This window comes from Aeromicrobium sp. Leaf289, assembly GCF_001423335.1.
Taxonomy (GTDB): domain Bacteria; phylum Actinomycetota; class Actinomycetes; order Propionibacteriales; family Nocardioidaceae; genus Aeromicrobium.
Genome location: NZ_LMNK01000001.1, coordinates 505,874 through 526,425 on the forward strand (window position 1 = coordinate 505,874; position 20,552 = coordinate 526,425).

Sequence of the window (20,552 nt, forward strand, 5' to 3'; positions counted from 1 at the left end):
GCTCAGGCCTCGGTGCTCTCGGCGGCGTCGTCGGCCTTGGGCTCCTCGGCCTTCGGCTCCTCAGCCTTCTCGGCCTTGGGCTCCTCAGCCTTCTCGGCGTCGTCGGCCTTGGCCTCGTCGGCCTTCGGCGCAGCCTTCTTGGCGGCCTTCTTCTTGGTGGTCGCCTCGGTCTTCGGCTCGGCGTGCAGCTCCTTGAGAGCGGCGTCGAACAGCGCAGCCTTGTCGGCCTTCGGCTCCGGCGTCTTGAGGGTGCTGGTGCCACCGATGTCACCGGTGATCTTGAGGATCGCGGCGACGGCCTCGGTCGGCTGGGCGCCGACGCCGAGCCAGTACTGGGCGCGCTCGGACACGACGTGGATCGTGGACGGCTCGGTCTTGGGGTTGTACGTGCCGATCTCCTCGATCACGCGACCGTCGCGCTTGGTGCGCGAGTCGGCGACGACGATGCGGTAGAACGGGGTGCGGATCTTGCCCATCCGCTTCAGGCGAATCTTGACGGCCACGAGTGTGGTGTCTCCTCAGGTCTCTGTGGTGTGGTGACGCGCCGGACCGGGTGGGGTCACGATCCGGGCACGAAGCTGGTGGGCCCATGCGGCCGGGCTGAGAGGGTCCCGTCCGCGTCGGACACAAGCCGACATTCTGCCAGACGGGACCCGGATCGACCACATCGCCTCGCGAGTCGACCGGTCAGGCTCACGGCGGAGTCGTCGGATCGTCGAACGACCCGTGCCGTCCCGCCCCCGAGACGAAGCGCTCGGCACCCGCGACGGCCTCGGAGGCCACCACGGGCAGGCCGCCCGCGCCCTCGGCCCGCAGGGCCTCGCGGAGCGGCAGGTCCCACTGGGCGATCGCCGACGCTCGATCGACGCGCAGGCACTCCTGCGGGAAACGGGCGAGCTGCTCGGCCAGCTCGTGGGCGACGTCGAGGGCGCGCCCCGCGGGCACGACGCGGTTCACGAGCCCCATCTGCAGCGCCTCGTGCGCCTCGACGGCGCGTCCGGTGAGGATGAGGTCCATCGCACGGCCGTGCCCCACCACACGCGGGAGCCGCACGGTGCCGCCATCGATGAGGGGGACGCCCCAGCGTCGACAGAACACGCCGAGCACGGCGTCCTCCGCGGCGACCCGCAGGTCCGCCAGCAGCGCCAGCTCGAGCCCGCCGGCCACGGCGTGTCCCTCGATCGCGGCCACGAGCGGCTTGGTGAGCGCCATCCGCGTGGGACCCATCGGCCCGGCCCCGTCGGGGTCGAGCACGTGACGACGGTCGGGGTCGCCGACCGACGTCAGGTCGGCTCCGGCGCAGAAGCTGCCGCCCTCGCCGTGCAGCACCGCCACCGACAGCGCGTCGTCGGCCTCGAACGCCTCGAACGCCGACAGGAGCTCGGCGGCCATGGGGCCGTCGACGGCGTTGCGCACGTCGGGTCGGTCCAGGGTGATGGTGCAGACGTCGTCGTCGACGTCGAAGCGGACGGCAGCGGAGGACATGGCCCCACGCTAGCGATCCGTCGAGGTCGGCAGGAGGACCTGCGTGGCTAGGCTGCTCGCATGGCCGACGTCACGATCCTGCACAACCCCGCCTGCTCCACCTCGCGGCACGCGCTCGAGGCGGCAGCGGCAGCCGGTGTCGAGGTCGAGGAGGTGCGCTACCTCAAGGAGCCGCTCGACCGGGCCGCCCTGCTCGACCTGCTGGACCGCCTCGAGGACGAGCCGGCCGCCCTGGTGCGCAAGGACTCGTTCTTCAAGGACCAGGGGCTCGACCCCGCCGACTACGCCACGCCCGAGCAGGTCGCGGACCTGCTCGTGGAGCACCCCCGGCTCATGGAGCGCCCCGTGCTGGACCGCGGCGACCGGGCGATCATCGGTCGGCCGAAGAGCCGCGCCGACGCCTTCCTCCGCGAGGGCTGAGTCGTCCCCCTAGAGCGGTGTGCCGGCGAACTGCGCGGCGTAGAGCCGCTCGTAGGGTCCACCGGCGCCCACGAGCGAGTCGTGCGTGCCCTGCTCGACGATGCGGCCCGCCTCCATCACCACGATGTGGTCGGCGTCGCGGATCGTCGAGAGCCGGTGCGCGATGACGAAGGACGTGCGGCCCGCCCGCAGCTGCTCCATGGCCTTCTGCACCAACGCCTCGGTGCGGGTGTCCACGCTGCTGGTCGCCTCGTCGAGCACCAGGATGGCCGGGTCGGCGAGGAACGCGCGGGCGATGGTGAGGAGCTGGCGCTGGCCGGCGCTGACCCCGCCGCCCTCGTCCTCGATGACCGTGTCGTAGCCGGCGGGGAGCGTGCGCACGAAGTGGTCGACGTAGGCCGCCTCGGCCGCGGCCTGCACCTGCTCCTCGGTGGCGCGGTGCGCACCGTAGGAGATGTTGTCGCGGATGCTCCCTTGGAAGAGCCACGCGTCCTGCAGCACCACGCCGAACGCCTCGCGGAGCCGAGCACGCTCCATGGCGGCGACGTCGACGCCGTCGAGCGTGATGCGTCCGCCGTCGAGGTCGTAGAAGCGGAGCAGCAGGTTCGTGAGCGTCGTCTTGCCGGCCCCGGTGGGCCCGACGATGGCCACGGTCTGCCCCGGCTCCGCCACCAGGTCGAGGAGCTCGATGAGGGGGTCGTCGCCGTAGGAGAAGCTGACGTCCTCGAAGACGACCCGGCCACGCAGCGGGTCCGGGAAGGGCGCGCCGGGCGCGTCGGGCGCCTCGTGCGGCTCGTCGAGCAGCGCCAGCACCCGTTCGGCCGAGGCCATGCCGGACTGCAGGAGGTTGATCATGGAGGCCACCTGCGTCAGCGGCTGAGTGAACTGGCGCGAGTACTGGATGAAGGCCTGCACCTCGCCGATGGAGAGCGTCCCCGACGCGACGCGGAACGCTCCGATCACGGCCACGAGCACGTAGTTGAGGTTCGACACGAACATCATCACCGGCGCGATCACCCCGGAGATGAACTGTGCCTTGAAGGCGGCTCCGAACAGGGCGTCGTTGCGGGAGTCGAACTCCTCGCGCGCCTGCTGCTGCCGGCCGTAGACCTTGACGATCTCGTGGCCGGTGAAGACCTCCTCGATGTGGCCGTTGAGGGCACCGGTCGCCGCCCACTGGGCCACGAACTGGGGCTGGGAGCGCTTCATGATGGCGCGGGTGAGGACCACGGCCACCGGGACCGTCAGCACGGCGACGAGGGCGAGCAGCGGCGAGATCCACAGCATCATGGCGAGCGTCCCGACGACCGTCAGGACCGAGGTCAGCAGCTGGCTGATCGTCTGCTGCAGCGACTGCGCGATGTTGTCGATGTCGTTGGTCGTCCGTGACATCAGCTCACCACGTTCGTGGGCGTCGACGCTGGCCAGCGGCAGACGGTTGAGGGTGTCCTCGACCTCGCCGCGCAGACCGGCCACCGTGCGCTGCACGACGACGGTCGTGAGGCGTCCCTGCCACCACATGAACACCGATGCCACGACGTAGAGCACCAGCGCGCCGGCCAGGACCCAGGCCAGGGAGGTGAAGTCGATGCCTTCACCCGGTCGGAGGTCCGTGCCGCGCACGAGGTCGGCCATCCGGTCGTCGCCCTGGGCCTCGAGCCCCGCGACCACCTCGGCCTTGTCGGCGCCCGCCGGGAACTGGTCGGACAGGTAGCCGCTGAAGACGATGTCGGTGGCGTGGCCGAGGATCCGCGGTCCGACGACCGAGAGCGCGGTGGCCACCAGGCCGAGCAGCCCGATGGCCTGCACCAGACGACGGTGGAACAGCAGCCGCTGGACCATGCGCCCGAGGGTGCCGCGGAAGTCGCTGGCCTTCTCGTGGTTCATGGCTCCGCCCCACGCGGGACCGCGCCCGCTCACGCGGCCTCCTCCTCGGTCAGCTGCGAGAGGACGATCTCGCGGTACACGTCGCAGTCGGCCATGAGCTCGGCGTGCGTGCCAGTGGACACCACCGTGCCCTGGTCGAGCACCACGATGCGGTCGGCGTCGCGGATGGTGCTGACGCGCTGGGCCACGGTGATGACGGCGGACTCGCTCGTGATGGCACGCAACGCCCGGCGGAGCGCGGCGTCCGTGGCGTAGTCCAGCGCCGAGAACGAGTCGTCGAAGAGGTAGACCAGCGGTCGCTTGACCACGGCACGGGCGATGGCCAGCCGCTGCCGCTGCCCACCGGACACGTTGGTGCCGCCCTGGGTGACCGGGGCCTGCAGCCCGCCGGGCATCGCCTCGACGAACTCACGGGCCTGCGCCACCTCCAGCGCCTGCCAGAGCTCCTCGTCGGTGGCGTCGTCACGGCCGTAGCGCAAGTTGGACGCGACGGTGCCGGAGAACAGGAACGCACGCTGCGGCACCAGCCCGATGGCGGCCCAGACGGCCTGCGGCTCGAGGTCGCGCACGTCGTGACCGTCCAGGAGCACCGCTCCCCCGGTCACGTCGAACAGACGCGGCACGAGACTCATGAGCGTGGTCTTGCCGCTGCCGGTGGAGCCGATGATCGCGGTGGTCTCGCCGGGCCGGGCCACGAGGTCCACGTCGTGCAGGACGTCGACCTCGGCACCGGGATAGGCGTAGGAGGCGCCTCGCAGCTCGACCTCGCCGCGGACGACGTGCGCGGGCGTGGCGTCCGGGTCGACCACGATGCTGGGCTCGGTCTCGAGCACCTCGGTGATGCGCTCGGCCGACACCTCCGCACGCGGCCACAGCATGAGCATGAAGGTGGCCATCATGACCGCCATGAGGATCTGGATCAGGTAGTTCTGGAACGCCGTGAGGGTGCCGACCTGCAGGTCGCCCGAGGCGATCCGGTAGCCGCCGAACCACGTGGCCAGCACCACCGAGACGTTCATGATCAGCATGACGGTGGGGAACATCAGCGACATGAGCCGACCGGTGGCCACGGCGACGTCGAGGTAGGCCTGGTTGGCGTCGTCGAACCGCTGCGTCTCGTGCTTCTCCTTGACGAACGCCCGGATGACGCGGATGCCCTGGATCTGCTCGCGCATGACGCCGTTGAGGCCGTCGACGCGGTCCTGCATCTGGCGGAAGAGCGGCCGCATCCGACGGATGATCAGGCCCACGCTGATCAGCAGCGCCGGCAGCGCCACGAGGAGGAGTGCCGAGAGCTCGACGTCCTGGCGCAGCGCCATGACCACGCCCCCGACGGCCATGATCGGCGCGGTCACCAGCAACGTCAGGCCCATGAAGGCCAGCATCTGCACCTGCTGGACGTCGTTCGTGCTCCGCGTGATCAGGGTCGGCGCGCCGAGCTGGGCCATCTCGCGCGCGGCGAAGGTCTCGACGCGGTCGAAGACGGCGGCGCGCAGGTCTCGACCGAGGGCCATCGCCACCCGCGCTCCGACGTAGACCGCCACCACCGTCGCGCCGACCTGGAGGACCGTGACCAGCAGCATCGTGGCGCCCGTGCGCCAGATGAAGGGCACGTCCCCGGTGACGATGCCGCGGTCGATGATGTCGGCGTTCAGACCGGGGAGGTAGAGGTTGGCCACGGTCTGTGCCAGCTGGAAGACGAGCACGACCGCAATCGCTCCCCGGTAGGGCGCCAGGTACCGGCGCAGCAGGGGGATCAGCACCGTTGCAGGCTACAACCAGCCTCCACGTCCCCGAGCGTCGTGACGCGGGCGGCCAGCATGGGCCAGACTGTGGCTCCACGACGACCCCGGGGGGAACGATGAGGCGCACCACCGTCATGGTCCTGACCGCCCTGGTCGCGCTCGCAGGCTGCGGTCCCAGCCAGGAGGAGCAGGCCGAGGAACGCCGCGCCGCCGCCGAGAAGGCCGAGACGAAGCGGTTGCAGACCGACCTGGCCACCGCCGTGGACGCCGTGGCGAAGGAGAAGGACGCCAAGGGGCGCATGCCGCTCCCCGACGCGGTCGCCGCCCTCGAGGCGAAGGGCTACACGGCAGGATCGGTGCCGAGCCGGCCACTCGCGGGCACACCCGCGTACTGCGTCTGGCTCGTGGACCCCGACAGTGGTCGGTCGTTCGTCCACCAGAGCGCCGACGACGCCAGCGCCGAGGTGGACGAGGAGCCGACGTACTGCGAGCCGACGGTCTACCCGACCGAGGAGGCGCCCGCACCGACCTTCGGCAGCTCCCCCGCCGACCAGGAGGCGAAGCTGAGGAGCGAGCAGATCGGCGACTTCCTGCGAACGAACGCGACCGCCATCGCCGACCTGGTGGACGCGGTCTACATCGACGGGCCCGTCGGCGACGGCGCCGTCACCGCGGAGCAGAAGAAGGTCAGGAAGAAGAAGCTCGACGCGGTCGTCGAGGGGCTGGAGGACTTCGAGGCGGTCGGGGAGGAGCCGTCCGCGGGCTTCGGGTACGGGGTCGCGTTCGGCGACGAGGAGTTCTGCGTCTACACCTACCACCAGGTGAAGGACGGTCAGGCCTTCGTCCACCAGAGCCTCACGGACGAGACCACGCGCGCCGAGCCCGGCTCCACCACCTGCGACACGGTCACCGCCCTGCGCTGAGGCCGGTCTCCCACCGCTCGCCGTCCGTGCCCGGCCGCGCGCCGAGGTCGGCCAGGCGTCGCACCAGCTCGTCCTCCGGGGGGTTGTGGTGGCTGAGGTGCACGGCCACGACGTCGGTCGACGTCGTCACGGCGCCGACCTCGCGCAGCCGCTCGAGCAGCGACCCGAGCGTGCCGAGGTGCAGATGTCCCGAGCCGAGGTCGGCGCGGTCGCCGAAGGTCTCCTCCACCAGCACGGCGTCGTAGGCGGCGTCGCGGACCATCTCGAACCACGACGCCTCCCACGGTCCGGTGTCGCAGGCCCACAGCACCCGAGCACCGTCGGAGCCCGTGACGTCGTAGAGGACGGCGTCGCCCGAGGCCATCACCGTGTGAGCCGCGGACAGCACCTGCACGCGGATCGGCTCCCCTCCCCCGTGCGGGGCCGCGCCGAGGTCCAGCACGTCACCCGCGTCCACCGCGTGGAACCGCACGGTCGAGTCCGGCGCCACCCACCGGCGCGCCTCGTCGACGACGGTGGCCGGACCCACGACGTCGAGGGGCTCGTCGTTCACCCAGGACCGGAACAGCAGCAGCTGCGGCCCGAAGTGGTCGGCGTGGGCGTGGGTCACGAGGACGACACGCACGTCGGCGAGCGACTCACCGCAGCGCGTCGCGGCAGCGAGCACCTCGGGCCCGGGATCGAGCAGCACGGCGGTGCCGTCGACCCGGAGCAGCGCGCTGGTCTGACCACGCAGCACGCCTGCGGCACGCTGGGCCTCGCACGAGTCGCAGCGGCAGAACGCGTTCGGCCAGCCGTCGGCCGATCCCGTGCCGAGCAGGCGGAGGTGCACCTCGCTGGACCTACAGCAGGTCCCGCAGCTCCTTCGGCAGCTCGAAGTCCTGGTCGCCGCCCTGCTTGCCGAAGCCGAAGGCGTCGGCCCCGGTGGTCGTGGGGGCGTCCTTCGGCTGCGCGGCCTGGGCCCGCTTGGCGGGGTTGCCGGAGACGCGCTTGCCCTTCTTCTTGCCCTTGTTCTGGGGCTTCTGACGCGCACCGGCACGCTTGCCGGGCATGCCCGGCATCCCGGGGACGCCACCCATGCCGGGGACGCCTCCGCCCTTGGCCATCTGCTGCATCATCTTGCGCGCGTCGAAGAAACGGGTGACGAGCTGGTTGACGTCCTGGACCGTGGTGCCCGAGCCCTTGGAGATCCGGGCGCGGCGCGAACCGTCGATGATCTTGGGGTCGTCGCGCTCCTTGGGCGTCATCGACAGGATGATCGCCTTGATCTTGTCGAGCTCGCGGTCGTCGAAGTCGGCCAGCTGGTCCTTGAACTGACCCATGCCGGGCAGCAGGCCCATGAGCTTGGTCATCGACCCCATCTTCGACAGGGCCTCCATCTGCTTGAGGAAGTCCTGCAGCGTGAAGGTGCCGCCGAGCATGCGCTCGGCGTCCTTCTCGGCCTGCTCGGCGTCGTAGACCTTCTCGGCCTGCTCGATGAGCGAGAGCATGTCGCCCATGTCGAGGATGCGCCCGGCCATGCGGTCGGGGTGGAACACGTCGAAGTCGGTGAGCTTCTCGCCCGTCGACGCGAACATGATCGGTCGACCGGTGACCTGACGCACCGAGAGCGCTGCGCCACCGCGGGCGTCGCCGTCGAGCTTGGTCAGGACCACACCGGTGACGTCGACGCCCTCGTTGAAGGCCTCGGCGGTCTGCACGGCGTCCTGGCCGATCATCGCGTCGATGACGAACAGCACCTCGTCGGGCTGCACGGCGTCGCGGATGTCGCGTGCCTGCTGCATGAGGTCGGCGTCGATGCCGAGGCGTCCGGCGGTGTCGACGACCACCACGTCGTGCAGCGTGCGTCGGGCCTCGGCCACCGCGTCGCGGGCGACCTGGACGGGGTCGCCGTAGGAGCGGGTGCCCTCGGCTCCACCGTCACCTGACCCGGTGTTGCCCGCCTCCGGCGCGTACACCGTGACGCCGGCCTGCTGGCCGACGACCTGCAGCTGGTTGACGGCGTTGGGGCGCTGGAGGTCGCAGGCCACGAGCATCGGGCTGTTGCCCTGCTCCTTCAGCCAGCGACCCAGCTTGCCCGCCAGGGTCGTCTTGCCCGCGCCCTGGAGGCCGGCCAGCATGATGACGGTCGGCGGGTTCTTGGCGAACCGGATCCGGCGCGTCTCACCGCCGAGGATGCCGACGAGCTCCTCGTTGACGATCTTGATGACCTGCTGGGCGGGGTTGAGCGCCTTGGACACCTCGGCACCGAGCGCGCGCTCCTTGACGCGGGCGACGAAGTCGCGCACGACGGGCACGGCGACGTCGGCGTCGAGCAGCGCGAGGCGGATCTCGCGTGCCGTGGCGTCGATGTCGGCCTCGGTGAGACGCCCCTTGCCGCGCAGGTTCTTGAACGCGGACTGGAGGCGGTCCTGCAGGGTGTCGAACATGACGGCCAGCCTACCGAGCGGGTCGCGGCACCGACGCAGCCCAGTCCCGCCCGGCGCTCACACGAGGGCGTCGTCGACGGTGGCGCGCAGCTCCTGCGCCGCCGGCCCCGACAGGGGGTCCCCCGTCGCGTCGACCACGTAGAAGACGTCTCGGGCCTCGTCGCCGTAGGTGGACAGGTGCGCCGAGCGGATCGAGCACCCACTGCGGGCGATGGCGTCGCACACCGTCCAGACCAGGCCGCGACGGTCGGCGGCGCGCACCTCCAGCAGGGTCGCGGAGTCCGACGAGTCGGGCAGGACCCGCACCCGCGCAGCGACCCCCTCGACGGCGGTGAGGGTCATCCGGTCCTCCAGGGCGACCTCACCCTCGAGCACCGGGACCAGGCGCTCCCGCACCGCGCTGGCGAGCACGCCCCCGCGGGTGACCTCCCAGAGCGAGACGGCCGCATCCCCCTGCGTGACCACGCGGACGGAGCGGATGGCCAGGCCCTGCAGGGCGAGCCCGCCGGCGATGCGCGCCATGACACCCGGCCGGTCCCCGGTGACCACCGTCAGGAGCGACCCGCCCTGGTGGTCCTCGGCCGTCAGCTCCACGACGCCGTCGCCCGTGCGGGCCAGCACCTCGGGCTCGGGCAGGGCCAGGTCGGCGGGCCAGCCCTCGTAGTCGTCGGAGGCCACCGCGGGCACCGCGCCGGCCAGGTGGTCGCGGGTCTTGGCCACGAGCCCCTCCACGAGGCCTCGTCGCCACGCCGTCCAGGCCGTGGGCCCGGTGGAGCCGGCGTCGGCCTGCGTGAGTCCGAGCAGCAGGTCCAGGAAGGCGGTGTCGCCCACGATCTCCGCCACGTTCGCCGCGGTCGCCGGATCCTCGATGTCGCGGCGGGTCGCCACGTTGGTCAGCAGCAGGTGCCAACGCACGAGTCGTCCGACCACGTCGGCGTCCGCGTCGGTGAAGCCCCACCGGAGGGCGACCTGCTCGGCCATCGGGGCACCCACCTCGCTGTGGTCGCCCGGGCGGCCCTTGCCGATGTCGTGCAGCAGGGCGGCGACCGCGAGCAGGTCGGGGCGGTCGACGTCGCGGCGCAGTCCGGCGGCGACGACGCACGTCTCGACGCTGTGCCGGTCGACGGTGAAGCGGTGGACCGGCGAGCTCGAGCCGCGCAGCCGCACGTCGGCCCACTCGGGGAGCCACCGGTCGACGACGCCGGCGATGTCGAGCTCCTCCCACACCTGCACCAGCCCGCGCCCGGCCGTGAGCAGGTCGACGAGCGAGCGCGTCGCGGGCGCCGGCCACGGCTCCGGAAGGTCGCCGAGGTCACGGGCGAGGCGCTGGGCCGTGCCGGCGCCGAGCGGCAGCCCGGCCTTGGCGGCCGCAGCGGCGGCCCTGAGGGCGACCACCGGGTCGGTGCGAGGTGCGGCGTCGGCCGTGAGCACGATCTCGTCGCCGAGCCAGCCCACACCGGTGTCGACCTGGACGACGGCGGGCCCGGCACGACGGACGCCGGGGCGCGGCCGAGGACTGGTGCGCGGCACGAGCACGCCGTCGAGCCGACGCCACGTCACGTCGGCCACGTGCGCGATGCGCCGCCCGAGGTGACGCACGTGCAGGTCGAGCGCCTCGGGGTCCATGCCCACGGACGTGGCGACGGCGGGCACGTCGTCGACCACCAGCCGATCGGTCCGACGGCCGGTGGTGGCGTGCACGGCGTCGCGCACGTCCAGCAGCGCCGACCTCAGCTCCTCGACCTCGGCGTGCGGCACGTCGACGAGCCAGGTGGCCACGAGTGCCCGCAGGTCGACGCCGTCACGCAGTCCCCCACCTGACTCCTTGAGGTCGGGGACGGCGGCGTAGGCCAGCCACCCGAATCGCTCGATCCGCTGCTCCCGGCCTGCGCGGACCTCCTCCACGCGCGTGCGCGCCTCGCGTCGCCAGTCGGCCAGCACGTGGGACCGCAGGCCCAGCACCAGGCCCGCGTCGCCGGCGACGGCGCGGGCGTCGAGCATCCCCATCGCGGCGCGGTGGTCGTCGCGGGCCGTGGCCCGCATCTGCTCGGCGTCGCGCACGGAGTGGTCCAGCGGGATCTTCGCGTCCCACAGCGGGTACCAGAGCGCCTCGGCCACCTCGCGCACGCGACTCTCCGGCACCGCCGGGTCGTGGAGCAGCACGACGTCGAGGTCGCTCGACGGCGACAGCTCGCGCCGGCCGTACCCGCCCACCGCCACCGCGGCGAGACCGGAGGGGTCGGGACCGACAGCCGTAGCGAAGACGTCGGCGAGCAGCCGGTCTGCGTCGTCGGCCCGACGTCGCCGCTGCGTCGCCGTGCTCGGGGGGTGGCTCACGGGATCAGTCTCCCCGCCTCGGCGGGCGGCACGACGCAGCCCCCGACCGGGCGGGTCGGGGGCTGCGTGCGCACCGCTGCGGGCCCCGGGTCAGAGCACTGGGTCAGAGCGCGGCCTCGTCGGTCTCGCCGGTGCGGACCCGCACCACCGAGTCGACCGGGACGACCCAGACCTTGCCGTCGCCGATCTTGCCGGTCTGCGCGGCACCGGTGATCGTGCTGACCACGCTCTCGACGTCGGCCGCGTCGACCACGACCTCGAGCCGGATCTTCGGCACGAGCGTCACGTCGTACTCGGCGCCACGATAGACCTCGGTGTGGCCCTTCTGCTGGCCGTAGCCGCTGGCCTCGGTGACGGTCATGCCGGCGACGCCGGCGGCGGCGAGGGCCTCGCGGACCTCTTCCCACTTGTGCGGCTTGATGACCGCGGTCACGAGCTTCATCTCAGACTCCCGTCTTGAAGGGCGAACCACCGGATCCACCGGTGTAGTCGTACGCGGACTCGAGGTGCTCGACCTGGTCGATGCCGGCGACCTCGTCGTCCGGGTCGATCCGGAAGCCGATGGTCACGTCGATCAACTTACCGATGATGTAGGTGAGCACGAACGAGAAGACCAGGACGACGACCGCTGCGAGGACCTGCTTGCCGAGCAGCGCGGCGTCGCCGCCGTAGAAGAGTCCGTCGACCGGCGCACCGCCTCCGGTGGAGGTGGTGGCCAGGAAGCCGATGAGGACCGTGCCGATGAGGCCACCGACGAGGTGCACGCCGACGACGTCGAGCGAGTCGTCGATCCCGAGCTTCCACTTGAGGCTCACGGCGGCCGCACAGGCGATGCCGGCGATCAGGCCGAGCACGATGGAGCCGAACGGCGACAGCGCGCCCGCGGCCGGCGTGATGGCCACGAGACCGGCGACCGCGCCGGACGCGGCACCGAGGCTGGTGCCCTTCTTCTCCTTGACGAGCTCGTAGGCGAGCCACCCGGCGATCGCCGCGCCCGTGGCCACGGCGGTGTTCACGAAGGCGAGACCGGCCAGGCCGTTGGCACCGACGGCGGAGCCGGCGTTGAAGCCGAACCAGCCGAACCACAGCAGGCCGGCGCCGAGGAGCACGAACGGCAGGTTGTGCGGGCGCATCGGATCCCGCTTCCAGCCGGTGCGCTTGCCGAGGACGAGGGCCAGTGCGAGTCCGGCCGCACCGGCGTTGATGTGCACGGCGGTGCCGCCCGCGAAGTCCACCGCCTCCAGCTGCGTGGCGATCCAGCCGCCGTCGTCACCGAAGTCGAAGACCCAGTGCGCGACCGGGAAGTAGACGATCGTGACCCACACGACCACGAAGACGACCCAGCCGGAGAACTTGGCGCGGTCGGCGATCGCACCGCTGATCAGGGCGACCGTGATGATCGCGAACATGAGCTGGAAGCCGGCGAAGACGAACTCGGGGATGGTGCCGTAGGCGGTCTCGACGCCGATGTTGGTGAAGCCCAGGCGGTCGAACCCGCCCAGCCAGCCGTTGCCTCCGGGGCTGAACGCGAACGAGTAGCCGTAGAGCACCCACAGGACGGGGACGATCGCGAGAGCGGCGAAGCTCATCATCATCATGTTGAGCACGCTCTTGGCCCGGGTCATGCCGCCGTAGAAGAAGGCGAGTCCGGGTGTCATGAGCAGGACCAGCGCCGAGCTGGCCAAGATCCAGGCGGTGTCGCCGGTATCCATGGAACCTCCGAGTGGCTGAGGGGTGACGTGGTGGGACGGCACGCCGTGCGGCAGCGCCTGCGTCACACTGTGGAACGCCCCGATTACCTCCACGGCAGCGCCACGTTTCGCTCAGGTCACGAGATCGGCGGTCACGTTACGGGCGTGTTACCCGATCAGCCGAGCAGGGCGTCGACGAACTCGGCGGCGTCGAACGGGGCGAGGTCGTCGGCACCCTCGCCGAGACCGACGAACTTGACCGGGACGCCGAGCTCGCGCTGGACGGCCACGACGATGCCGCCCTTGGCCGTGCCGTCGAGCTTGGTGAGGACCACGCCGGTGACGTCGACGACCTCGCCGAACACCTGGGCCTGACGCAGGCCGTTCTGGCCGGTGGTGGCATCGATGACGAGCAGCACCTCGGTGACCGGCGCCTGCTTCTCGGCCACGCGCTTGACCTTGCCGAGCTCGTCCATGAGACCGGACTTGGTGTGCAGACGCCCCGCGGTGTCGATCACCACCACGTCGGCGCCGAGCTCGATGCCACGCTTGACGGTGTCGAAGCCGACGCTGGCCGGGTCGCCGCCCTCAGGGCCACGCACGACCTCGACCCCGACCCGCTGGCCCCACGTGCTCAGCTGGTCGGCGGCGGCGGCACGGAAGGTGTCGGCGGCGCCCAGCACCACGGTGCGGTCCTCGGCCACGAGCACGCGCGCGAGCCGCCCGACAGTGGTGGTCTTCCCGGTGCCGTTGACGCCGACCACGAGCACGACGCCGGGCTTGCCGTCGGCACCCGTGGTGGCGACGGCACGGCCGAGGGACGGGTCGACGAGGGCGATGAGCTCCTCGCGCAGCGCGGTGCGAGCGCCCTCGGGGTCGGTGATGCCCTCCACGCGGACGCGGGTGCGCAGACGGTCCACGAGCTCGGTGGTCGGGCCCACGCCCACGTCGGCGGCCAGCAGCGTGTCCTCGAGCTCCTCCCAGGCGGCGTCGTCGAGGTCGGCCCGGCCGAGCACCGAGAGCAGTCCGCGCCCGAGCGAGCTGTTGGAGCGGGCGAGCCGTGCGCGCAGCCGCACGAGCCGACCCTGCGCGGGCTCGGGACGCTCGACCGTGGTGGTCGGGGACGCCGATGCCTTCTCGTCGGCGGGCACCTCCTCGAACGGCGGCTCCTCGTCCTCGGACGGCAGGTGCGGCTCCGGGTGCTCCGGGTGGTCGATGACCTCCTCGGTGATCGCGTCGAGGTCGCGCGGTGGCGGCAGCTCGGAACGTCCGCGGCGGACGAGGAGGGCGGCACCACCGCCGAGGACGACGACGGCGACGGCGATGAGGGCGACGAGGAGCTCGGTGGTCACCCACCCACCCTAGAGGCGCCCCCCACCGGCGCGAGCGACGCGCCGAGGTCGAGCCGGTGGTCGTACCGGGCGACGACCTCCGGGGCGTGGGACACGATCACGAGGGTGTGCTCGGGAGCGAGGGCGTCGACGTCGTCGAGCAGGGCCCGGGCGGTGGGCGCGTCGAGGTGCTCGGTGGGCTCGTCGAGCACGAGGACCCGGTGCCCGGCGAGGAGCATGCGGGCGAGGGCGATGCGCTGGCGCTCGCCGCCCGAGAGCACGGCCCCGCCCTCACCGAGAACGGTGTCGAGACCGTCGGGCCAGGACGCGACGGTGTCGGCGAGCCGCACCCGACCGAGGGTGCGCCAGACGAGGTCGTCGCCGGCGGCGGGGTCGGCGACGCGCAGGTTCTCGCGCATGGTCGTGTCGAACAGCACGGCGTCCTGCTGCATCCAGCCGACGACGCCGCGCACCTGCTCCCGCGTGAGGTCGAGCAGGTCCGCACCGCCCAGACGCACCGTCCCGGCACGAGGCTCGACGAGGCGCGAGAGCGTGGCCGCGAGCGTGCTCTTGCCGACCCCGCTCGGTCCGGTGACCACCAGCACCCCGCCCTCCCCGACGTGGGTCATGACCCCGCGGACGAGGTCACGGTCCCAGCCGAGCGTCACGTCCTGCAGCTCGAGGTCGAAGCCCACGGGCGCCGCGTCCGCGACGGGAGCCGGCATCGGGTCCGTGGCGCCCTCGAGCGCGGCGAGGCGTGCGCGAGCGGCGGCGACGCGCGGGCGGAGGCGCTCGGCCTCGGCCACGGCGTCGAGCACGTCGACCAGCCCGATGGGTGCGAGCACCAGCACGCCGACGAGGGGTCCGGCGAGGCCGGCGTCGGCCGTGACCAGCGCTGTGGCGAGCACGCACGCAGCGCCGCCGAGCAGCACCACCAGCGAGCCCACACCGCCGGCCCAGGCACGTCGACGGTCCTGCAGGGCGAGCGCGTCGACCGCCGCGTGCACGGTGGCGTCGCGTCCCCGCGCGGACCCGTAGGCGACCAGGTCCGGTGCGGCCAGCACCAGCTCGGTGACGTTCCCGGCCACCGACGTCGCTGCGTCCGACCCCGACCCCGACCCCGTGCCGCCGTCGGCGAGCCGAGGGACGAGGACCCGCGCGACGAGCAGCACCCCACCGGCGTACAGAGCCAGCGCCAGCCCGGCGGCCGGGAGGACGACGGACACCACCCCCACGGTCACCGCCGATGCCACCACGGCCGAGATCCACGGCAGCCGCAGGCGCAGCAGGCCGTCCTGCACGGTCTCGACGTCGGAGACGACGGTGCGCACGACGTCGCCTCGGCGCATCGCACCGGCGGCGGGCATCGTGCGTGCCAGGGCACGGTAGGCCTGCACCCGGTCGTCGATCCCGCGGGCGAGGGCAGCGTCGTGCGTGAGGAGCCGCTCGGCGTAGCGCAGCGCCGCCCGGGCCACGCCGAACATGCGCACCGACGTGATGGCGACGATGAGGTAGAGGACCGGCGGCTGCTCGGCGGCCCGCACCACGAGCCACCCGGAGGTGAGCAGCAGGCCAAGGGAGCTCAGCTGTGCCGCCACGCCGAGGCTCGCCCCGAGACCCAGGTGCCCCCGGGGCGAGGCGATGAGCCTGCGCACCACGTTCACGAGGGGACCACCGTCGCGGACTCGGCGCTCGCCACGGTGACCCGCAGCTCGCGCGAGGCGGCGGCCACGGTCTCGGCGCGGTGCGCGACCACGACGACGGTGACGTCGCCGGTCTCCTGGAGCCGGCAGAGCGTGCCGAGCACGGTGCTCTCTCGGTGGGCGTCGAGGCCCGCGGTCGGCTCGTCCATGAGCAGGAGCCACGCGTCGCCCGCCCGGATGCGCAGCAGGGCCCGGGCCACCGCCACGCGACGCCGCTCACCGGCGGACAGGGACTGTCCCTGCTCCCCCACGTGGCGCTCGGCGGGAAGGTCGTCGGCGCCCGCGTCGTCGAGGGCCGCGCGCACCTGCGCGTCGTCGGCGTCGGGGTCACCGAGCCGGACGTTGTCGGCGACGCTGCCGGCGAGCAGGTGGGGGTCCTGCGGGACCCAGGCGACACGACGGCGCCACGCCTCGGGGTCGAGCTCGTCGAGCCGGTGCCGCCCCACCCGTACGGACCCGGCGGTGGGAGCGGCGAAGCCCAGCAGCACCGACAGCAGCGTCGACTTGCCGGAACCGGACGGTCCGGTGACCGCGACGAAGTCGCCGGGCAGGAGGGTGAAGGCCGGCAGCACGAGGGCCGGCTGCTCACGTCCGGGATGGACGACCTCGAGGGCCTGCACCGTGACCGGCGCCGGACCGTCCACCACGAAGTGGCCGGTCGCCCGGTCGGGCTGGGGGCCGTCGAGCAGCGTGAGCGCCTCGTCGGCCGCGGCCAGCCCCTGGGTGCTGTCGTGGAACTGGGTGCCGAGCCGGCGCAGCGGGAGGTAGGCCTCGGGAGCGAGGACGATGACCAGCAGACCGGTCCCCAGGTCGAGCCCCCCGCCGACGAGTCGCAGCCCGGCGGCGACGGCGACGAGAGCCACCGACAGGGTGCTGAACAGCTCGAGGACGAGTGAGGACAGGAACGCGGTGCGCAGCGACTCCATCGTGGCTCGACGGTGCCGCTCCCCCACGTCGCGCAGCCCACGGGCCGAGTCGCGACCGAACCCGGTCAGCACCGTCAGGCCGGCGAGCACGTCGGAGAAGTGCCGCCCGAGACGCTGCAGCTCACCCCACCGGTGGTCGAGCCGGTCGCGCGTCACGAGGCCCACGAGCACCAGGAACGTGACCACGAGCGGGAGCGTGAGCACGACGATGAGCGCCGAGAGGGGGTCGACCACCGCGAGCGTCAGGAGCACGGCCACGGGCACGACGGCCGTGAGCACCACCTGGGGCAGGAAGCGCGCCACGTAGCCGTCGAGCGCGTCGAGCCCGGTCTCGAGCAACGTGGCGACGCGCGCGCTCGACGGCGCGGCGCCCACCCGACGCTGGTCGAGCACGGCCTCGACGAGGTCGTGCCGGAGCCCGGCCTTCACGGAGGCGGCGGCGCGGGTGCCGGCCGTGGCCTGCGCCCAGGCGAGCACGCCGCGCGCGGCCACGACCGCGGCGAGCAGAGCGGCCCCGGCGGCGATCGCACGGGTCGACTCGCCCTCGACGAGACCGACCACGACGTCGGAGACCAGCCAGGCCTGGGCCACCACCGCGACGGCGGCGACGGACCCGAGCACGACGGTGGCGACGAGGAAGCGCCGCGCCGGCCGCGACCGGCGCAGGAGGCGGGGATCGACGGGACCCACGGCCGCTCAGCGCTCCCGACTGGGCTCGAGGTCCGGCGTGGGTGCGAGCACGTCGTCCGGGATGTGGTGCGTGCCGATGCGACGGCGGAACACCCAGTACGACCACGCCTGGTAGCCGATGACGATCGGCGTGAAGGCCGCCGCCACCCAGGTCATGATCCTGAGCGTGTACGGAGTCGAGGAGGCGTTGGTGGTGGTGAGGTTCCACGCGGGATCGAGCGACGACGGCATGACGTCGGGGAAGAGCGCCGTGAAGAGCATGACCGTGACCGCCGCGATCGACAGCGCCGTGCCGATGAACGCCCATCCCTCGCGCCGCGCCGAGGTGGCGGCCAGGGCCGCGACGAAGGCCAGGGCAGCCAGGCCACCGGCGATCCAGACCGCGAGGTCGCCGTCGCGGGCGGCCGTCCAGGCGATGAAGACCACGGCCAGCGCCGCTGCGACCACGCCGACGCGCAGGGCGAGCAGTCGGGCGCGGTCACGAATGTCGCCGACGGTCTTGAGGCCGACGAAGACCGCGCCGTGGACCAGGAAGACCGTGAGGGTCACCAGCCCGCCGAGCAGCGCGTACGGGTTGAGCAGGTCGAAGAAGGAGCCGACGAACTCCTTGTCGGCGTCGATGGGCACGCCGCGCACGATGTTGGCGAGGGCCACGCCCCACAGCAGCGCCGGCACGACGGACCCGATGAGGATGCCGACGTCGCAGCGTCGCTTCCAGATCATCGCGGGCCGCTTGCTGCGGTACTCGAGGGCCACGATGCGCAGGATGAGCGCGACGAGGATGAGGAACAGCGGCAGGTAGAAGCCGCTGAACAAGGTGGCGTACCACTCGGGGAACGCCGCGAAGGTCGCGCCGCCGGCGACCAGCAGCCACACCTCGTTGCCGTCCCAGACCGGGCCGATGGTGTTCAGCAGGACGCGGCGCTCCTTCTCGTCACGAGCGAGCACGGCGGTGAGCATGCCGACGCCGAAGTCGAACCCCTCGAGCACGAGGTAGCCGATCCACAGCACGGCGATGAGCACGAACCAGACGGTGGTGAGCTCCATGGTCGTCTCCTCCGGTTCCTGGTGGTCAGTAGGCGAACGCGAGCGGCGCGTCCGGGTCGTCGACGTACTGGGGCGGGTCGGCGTCGGGCAGGCCCTTGCGGATGTAGGTGAGCAGGAGCTTGACCTCGACGACGGCCAGGGCGCCGTACAGGGCGGTGAAGCCGATGAGCGTCGTGAGCACCTCGGCCGTGGTGGTGCCGGGCGAGACCCCGGCCGACGTCGGCATGAGGCCGAAGACCACCCACGGCTGGCGGCCCATCTCCGTGAAGATCCAGCCGAATGAGTTGGCGAGCAGCGGCAGGAACGGCAGGACCACGGCGGTGCGCAGGAGCCATCGGCCCTCGCTCGTCCCGACGCTGGGCATGCGGCGTCGACGGGTGGCCCAGAGCATCCAGGCACCGCCGGCCATCGCGAGCCCACCGGAGGTGATCATCGCGCGGAAGGTCCAGTAGGTCACCGGGATGTTCGGCGAGTAGTCGCCGGGGCCGTAGAGCTCCTCGTACTCCGCCTGCAGGGAGTTGATGCCGCGGATCTCCCCGTTCCACGACCCGGTGCCGAGGTACGACAGCAGGTGCGGCAGCTTGAGCTCGAGGACGGGCTCGCTGCCGTCGAGGGTGCCGACGGTGAGCAGCGAGAAGGAGGCGGGCGCCTCGTCCTCGTAGAGGCCCTCGGCGGCGGCCATCTTCATGGGCTGGACCTCGGTCATGACCTTGCCCTGGAAGTCGCCGGAGATCATGGTGCCGGCGCCGGAGACGAGGAGCACCACGGCGCCGAGCCGCAGGGCGGTGCGCCAGGTCTCGCGCTCGTCCTCGCGGTCCTTGCGGAACATCTGCCAGAGGGCGATGCCGGCCACGAAGGCACCGCCGACCATGAAGCACGCGAAGATCGTGTGCGGGAAGGTGACGAGCACGACCTTGTTGGTCAGCACGGCCCAGAAGTCGATGAGCTCGGCCCGCCCGACCTCCTCGTTCATCCGGAAGCCGACGGGGTTCTGCATGAACGAGTTCGCGGCGAGGATGAAGTAGGCCGACAGCACCGTGCCGATGGCGGCGAGCCACAGGCAGGCCAGGTGGAGCCCCGGCTTGAGCCGGTCCCAGCCGAAGATCCAGAGGCCGAGGAACGTGGACTCCAGGAAGAAGGCCAGCAGACCCTCGATCGCGAGCGGGGCGCCGAAGATGTCGCCGACGAAGCGGGAGTAGTCGCTCCAGTTCATGCCGAACTGGAACTCCTGGACGATCCCGGTCGCGATGCCCATCGCGAAGTTGATGAGGAAGAGCTTGCCGTAGAACCGGGTGAGCCTGAGGTACTTCTCCTTGCCGGTGCGGTGCCACGCGGTCTGCAGCATGGCCACGAGGAAGATCAGCCCGATCGTGATCGGCACGAAGAAGAAGTGGTAGACGGTCGTGATGCCGAACTGCCACCGCGCGATGTCGAGCGCTTCCATGGTCGCCTCCGCTCGCTGATCTACTACATCCTGTAGTAACTACTACCGAGCGTAGGACCTCGAGGGGTCCACCGGCAAGCCGAACTCCTACCGGGCGTAGTAGATTAGGTCACATGCCGCAGTCATCCCGTTCCCTCGGCTCCCTCGAGCGCTCCGTCATGGACGTGCTGTGGGGGGCCACGTCCCCGCTCACCGTCCGCGAGGTGCAGGACGGACTGGAGGCCTCGGGCACGCACGACCTCGCCTACACGACCGTGATGACGGTGCTCGACCGGCTCGGCACCAAGGAGATGGTGAGCCGCGAGCGCGACGGGCGCGCCTTCCGCTACACGGCGGCCCTCTCCCGCGAGGCGGCCACGGCCGAGGCGCTGAACGCCACGCTCGACAGCTCCGGCGACCGCACCGCGGCCCTGCTCCACTTCGCTCGCACCGTCGACCCCGCGGAGGCCGCGGCGCTACGGGCCGCGCTCGACGAGATCGACGCGGGCCGCTGA

At 72.1% G+C, this 20,552-nt stretch carries 17 protein-coding genes; 3 read left to right on the top strand and 14 right to left on the bottom strand.

Features of this window, described 5'->3' with window-relative positions; translation table 11 throughout:
• Window positions 1-2: 2 nt before the first annotated feature.
• The gene (rpsP, locus tag ASF37_RS02380; protein WP_055967308.1) at window positions 3-503 is read right to left on the bottom strand and encodes a 30S ribosomal protein S16; all 501 of its coding nucleotides are present in this window, start codon (window positions 501-503) and stop codon (window positions 3-5) included.
• Between the two features lie 190 nt (window positions 504-693).
• Window positions 694-1,485, bottom strand: a complete 792-nt coding sequence (locus ASF37_RS02385; RefSeq protein WP_056578954.1) for a crotonase/enoyl-CoA hydratase family protein — start codon at window positions 1,483-1,485, stop codon at window positions 694-696.
• Between the two features lie 60 nt (window positions 1,486-1,545).
• Here ASF37_RS02385 and ASF37_RS02390 point away from each other — a divergent pair, with 60 nt between their 5' ends.
• On the top strand, window positions 1,546-1,905 hold the full coding sequence (locus ASF37_RS02390) for an ArsC/Spx/MgsR family protein (RefSeq protein WP_056554126.1): 360 nt from the start codon (window positions 1,546-1,548) through the stop codon (window positions 1,903-1,905).
• Window positions 1,906-1,914: 9 nt separating this feature from the next.
• Here the strand turns inward: ASF37_RS02390 and ASF37_RS02395 are convergent, their stop codons facing one another.
• Complete coding sequence (locus ASF37_RS02395; RefSeq protein ID WP_235499937.1) at window positions 1,915-3,825, bottom strand: ABC transporter ATP-binding protein; 1,911 nt, start codon at window positions 3,823-3,825, stop codon at window positions 1,915-1,917.
• Complete coding sequence (locus ASF37_RS02400) at window positions 3,822-5,555, bottom strand: ABC transporter ATP-binding protein (protein ID WP_056578957.1); 1,734 nt, start codon at window positions 5,553-5,555, stop codon at window positions 3,822-3,824. Before ASF37_RS02400 ends, ASF37_RS02395 begins: the two co-directional genes overlap by 4 nt.
• A 98-nt stretch (window positions 5,556-5,653) precedes the next feature.
• Here ASF37_RS02400 and ASF37_RS02405 point away from each other — a divergent pair, with 98 nt between their 5' ends.
• The gene (locus ASF37_RS02405) at window positions 5,654-6,460 is read left to right on the top strand and encodes a hypothetical protein (protein WP_056578961.1); all 807 of its coding nucleotides are present in this window, start codon (window positions 5,654-5,656) and stop codon (window positions 6,458-6,460) included.
• Here ASF37_RS02405 and ASF37_RS02410 read toward each other — a convergent pair.
• The 10 genes from ASF37_RS02410 to ASF37_RS02455 form a co-directional block, all read right to left on the bottom strand.
• Window positions 6,444-7,292 carry an MBL fold metallo-hydrolase gene (locus ASF37_RS02410; protein WP_056578964.1) on the bottom strand — a complete coding sequence of 283 codons (849 nt, stop codon included), beginning with the start codon at window positions 7,290-7,292 and terminating at the stop codon, window positions 6,444-6,446. The two genes, ASF37_RS02405 and ASF37_RS02410, sit on opposite strands and share 17 nt — an antisense overlap.
• Window positions 7,293-7,302: 10 nt before the next feature.
• Window positions 7,303-8,889 (bottom strand): signal recognition particle protein, encoded by a 1,587-nt coding sequence (gene ffh, locus ASF37_RS02415; RefSeq protein ID WP_055967288.1) that lies wholly within the window; start codon window positions 8,887-8,889, stop codon window positions 7,303-7,305.
• A gap of 57 nt (window positions 8,890-8,946) precedes the next feature.
• Complete coding sequence (locus ASF37_RS02420; RefSeq protein ID WP_056578967.1) at window positions 8,947-11,226, bottom strand: [protein-PII] uridylyltransferase; 2,280 nt, start codon at window positions 11,224-11,226, stop codon at window positions 8,947-8,949.
• A gap of 103 nt (window positions 11,227-11,329) precedes the next feature.
• A complete protein-coding gene (locus ASF37_RS02425; RefSeq protein WP_055967282.1) occupies window positions 11,330-11,668 on the bottom strand; it encodes a P-II family nitrogen regulator in 339 nt (112 codons plus the stop codon).
• 1 nt (window position 11,669) lies between these two features.
• Window positions 11,670-12,938, bottom strand: coding sequence for an ammonium transporter (locus ASF37_RS02430; protein ID WP_082480779.1), 1,269 nt, complete (start codon window positions 12,936-12,938; stop codon window positions 11,670-11,672).
• 155 nt (window positions 12,939-13,093) lie between these two features.
• Window positions 13,094-14,269 (bottom strand): signal recognition particle-docking protein FtsY, encoded by a 1,176-nt coding sequence (ftsY, locus tag ASF37_RS02435; RefSeq protein ID WP_055967280.1) that lies wholly within the window; start codon window positions 14,267-14,269, stop codon window positions 13,094-13,096.
• Entirely contained in the window at window positions 14,266-15,906 is a 1,641-nt protein-coding gene (cydC, locus tag ASF37_RS02440; protein WP_162239209.1) for a thiol reductant ABC exporter subunit CydC, read from the bottom strand. The genes ftsY and cydC overlap by 4 nt, the downstream gene beginning before the upstream one ends.
• 2 nt (window positions 15,907-15,908) lie before the next feature.
• Window positions 15,909-17,567 carry a thiol reductant ABC exporter subunit CydD gene (gene cydD, locus ASF37_RS02445; protein WP_056578970.1) on the bottom strand — a complete coding sequence of 553 codons (1,659 nt, stop codon included), beginning with the start codon at window positions 17,565-17,567 and terminating at the stop codon, window positions 15,909-15,911.
• A gap of 6 nt (window positions 17,568-17,573) precedes the next feature.
• Window positions 17,574-18,614, bottom strand: a complete 1,041-nt coding sequence (cydB, locus tag ASF37_RS02450) for a cytochrome d ubiquinol oxidase subunit II (protein ID WP_056578972.1) — start codon at window positions 18,612-18,614, stop codon at window positions 17,574-17,576.
• Between the two features lie 25 nt (window positions 18,615-18,639).
• Entirely contained in the window at window positions 18,640-20,058 is a 1,419-nt protein-coding gene (locus ASF37_RS02455) for a cytochrome ubiquinol oxidase subunit I (RefSeq protein WP_056578975.1), read from the bottom strand.
• Between the two features lie 113 nt (window positions 20,059-20,171).
• Between ASF37_RS02455 and ASF37_RS02460 the strand changes: the two genes are divergently transcribed.
• Window positions 20,172-20,552: a BlaI/MecI/CopY family transcriptional regulator gene (locus tag ASF37_RS02460; RefSeq protein ID WP_082481891.1), complete on the top strand. Its 381-nt coding sequence runs from the start codon at window positions 20,172-20,174 to the stop codon at window positions 20,550-20,552.

Excerpts from the sequence above, each read along its gene's own strand:
- ASF37_RS02460 (WP_082481891.1), top strand. The coding sequence starts at position 20,172 with ATGCCGCAGTCATCCCGTTCCCTCGGCTCCCTCGAGCGCTCCGTCATG.
- ASF37_RS02405 (WP_056578961.1), top strand. The coding sequence starts at position 5,654 with ATGAGGCGCACCACCGTCATGGTCCTGACCGCCCTGGTCGCGCTCGCA.
- ffh (WP_055967288.1), bottom strand. The coding sequence starts at position 8,889 with ATGTTCGACACCCTGCAGGACCGCCTCCAGTCCGCGTTCAAGAACCTG.
- ASF37_RS02455 (WP_056578975.1), bottom strand. The coding sequence starts at position 20,058 with ATGGAAGCGCTCGACATCGCGCGGTGGCAGTTCGGCATCACGACCGTC.
- cydB (WP_056578972.1), bottom strand. The coding sequence starts at position 18,614 with ATGGAGCTCACCACCGTCTGGTTCGTGCTCATCGCCGTGCTGTGGATC.
- ASF37_RS02425 (WP_055967282.1), bottom strand. The coding sequence starts at position 11,668 with ATGAAGCTCGTGACCGCGGTCATCAAGCCGCACAAGTGGGAAGAGGTC.
- ASF37_RS02385 (WP_056578954.1), bottom strand. The coding sequence starts at position 1,485 with ATGTCCTCCGCTGCCGTCCGCTTCGACGTCGACGACGACGTCTGCACC.
- ASF37_RS02430 (WP_082480779.1), bottom strand. The coding sequence starts at position 12,938 with ATGGATACCGGCGACACCGCCTGGATCTTGGCCAGCTCGGCGCTGGTC.
- ASF37_RS02390 (WP_056554126.1), top strand. The coding sequence starts at position 1,546 with ATGGCCGACGTCACGATCCTGCACAACCCCGCCTGCTCCACCTCGCGG.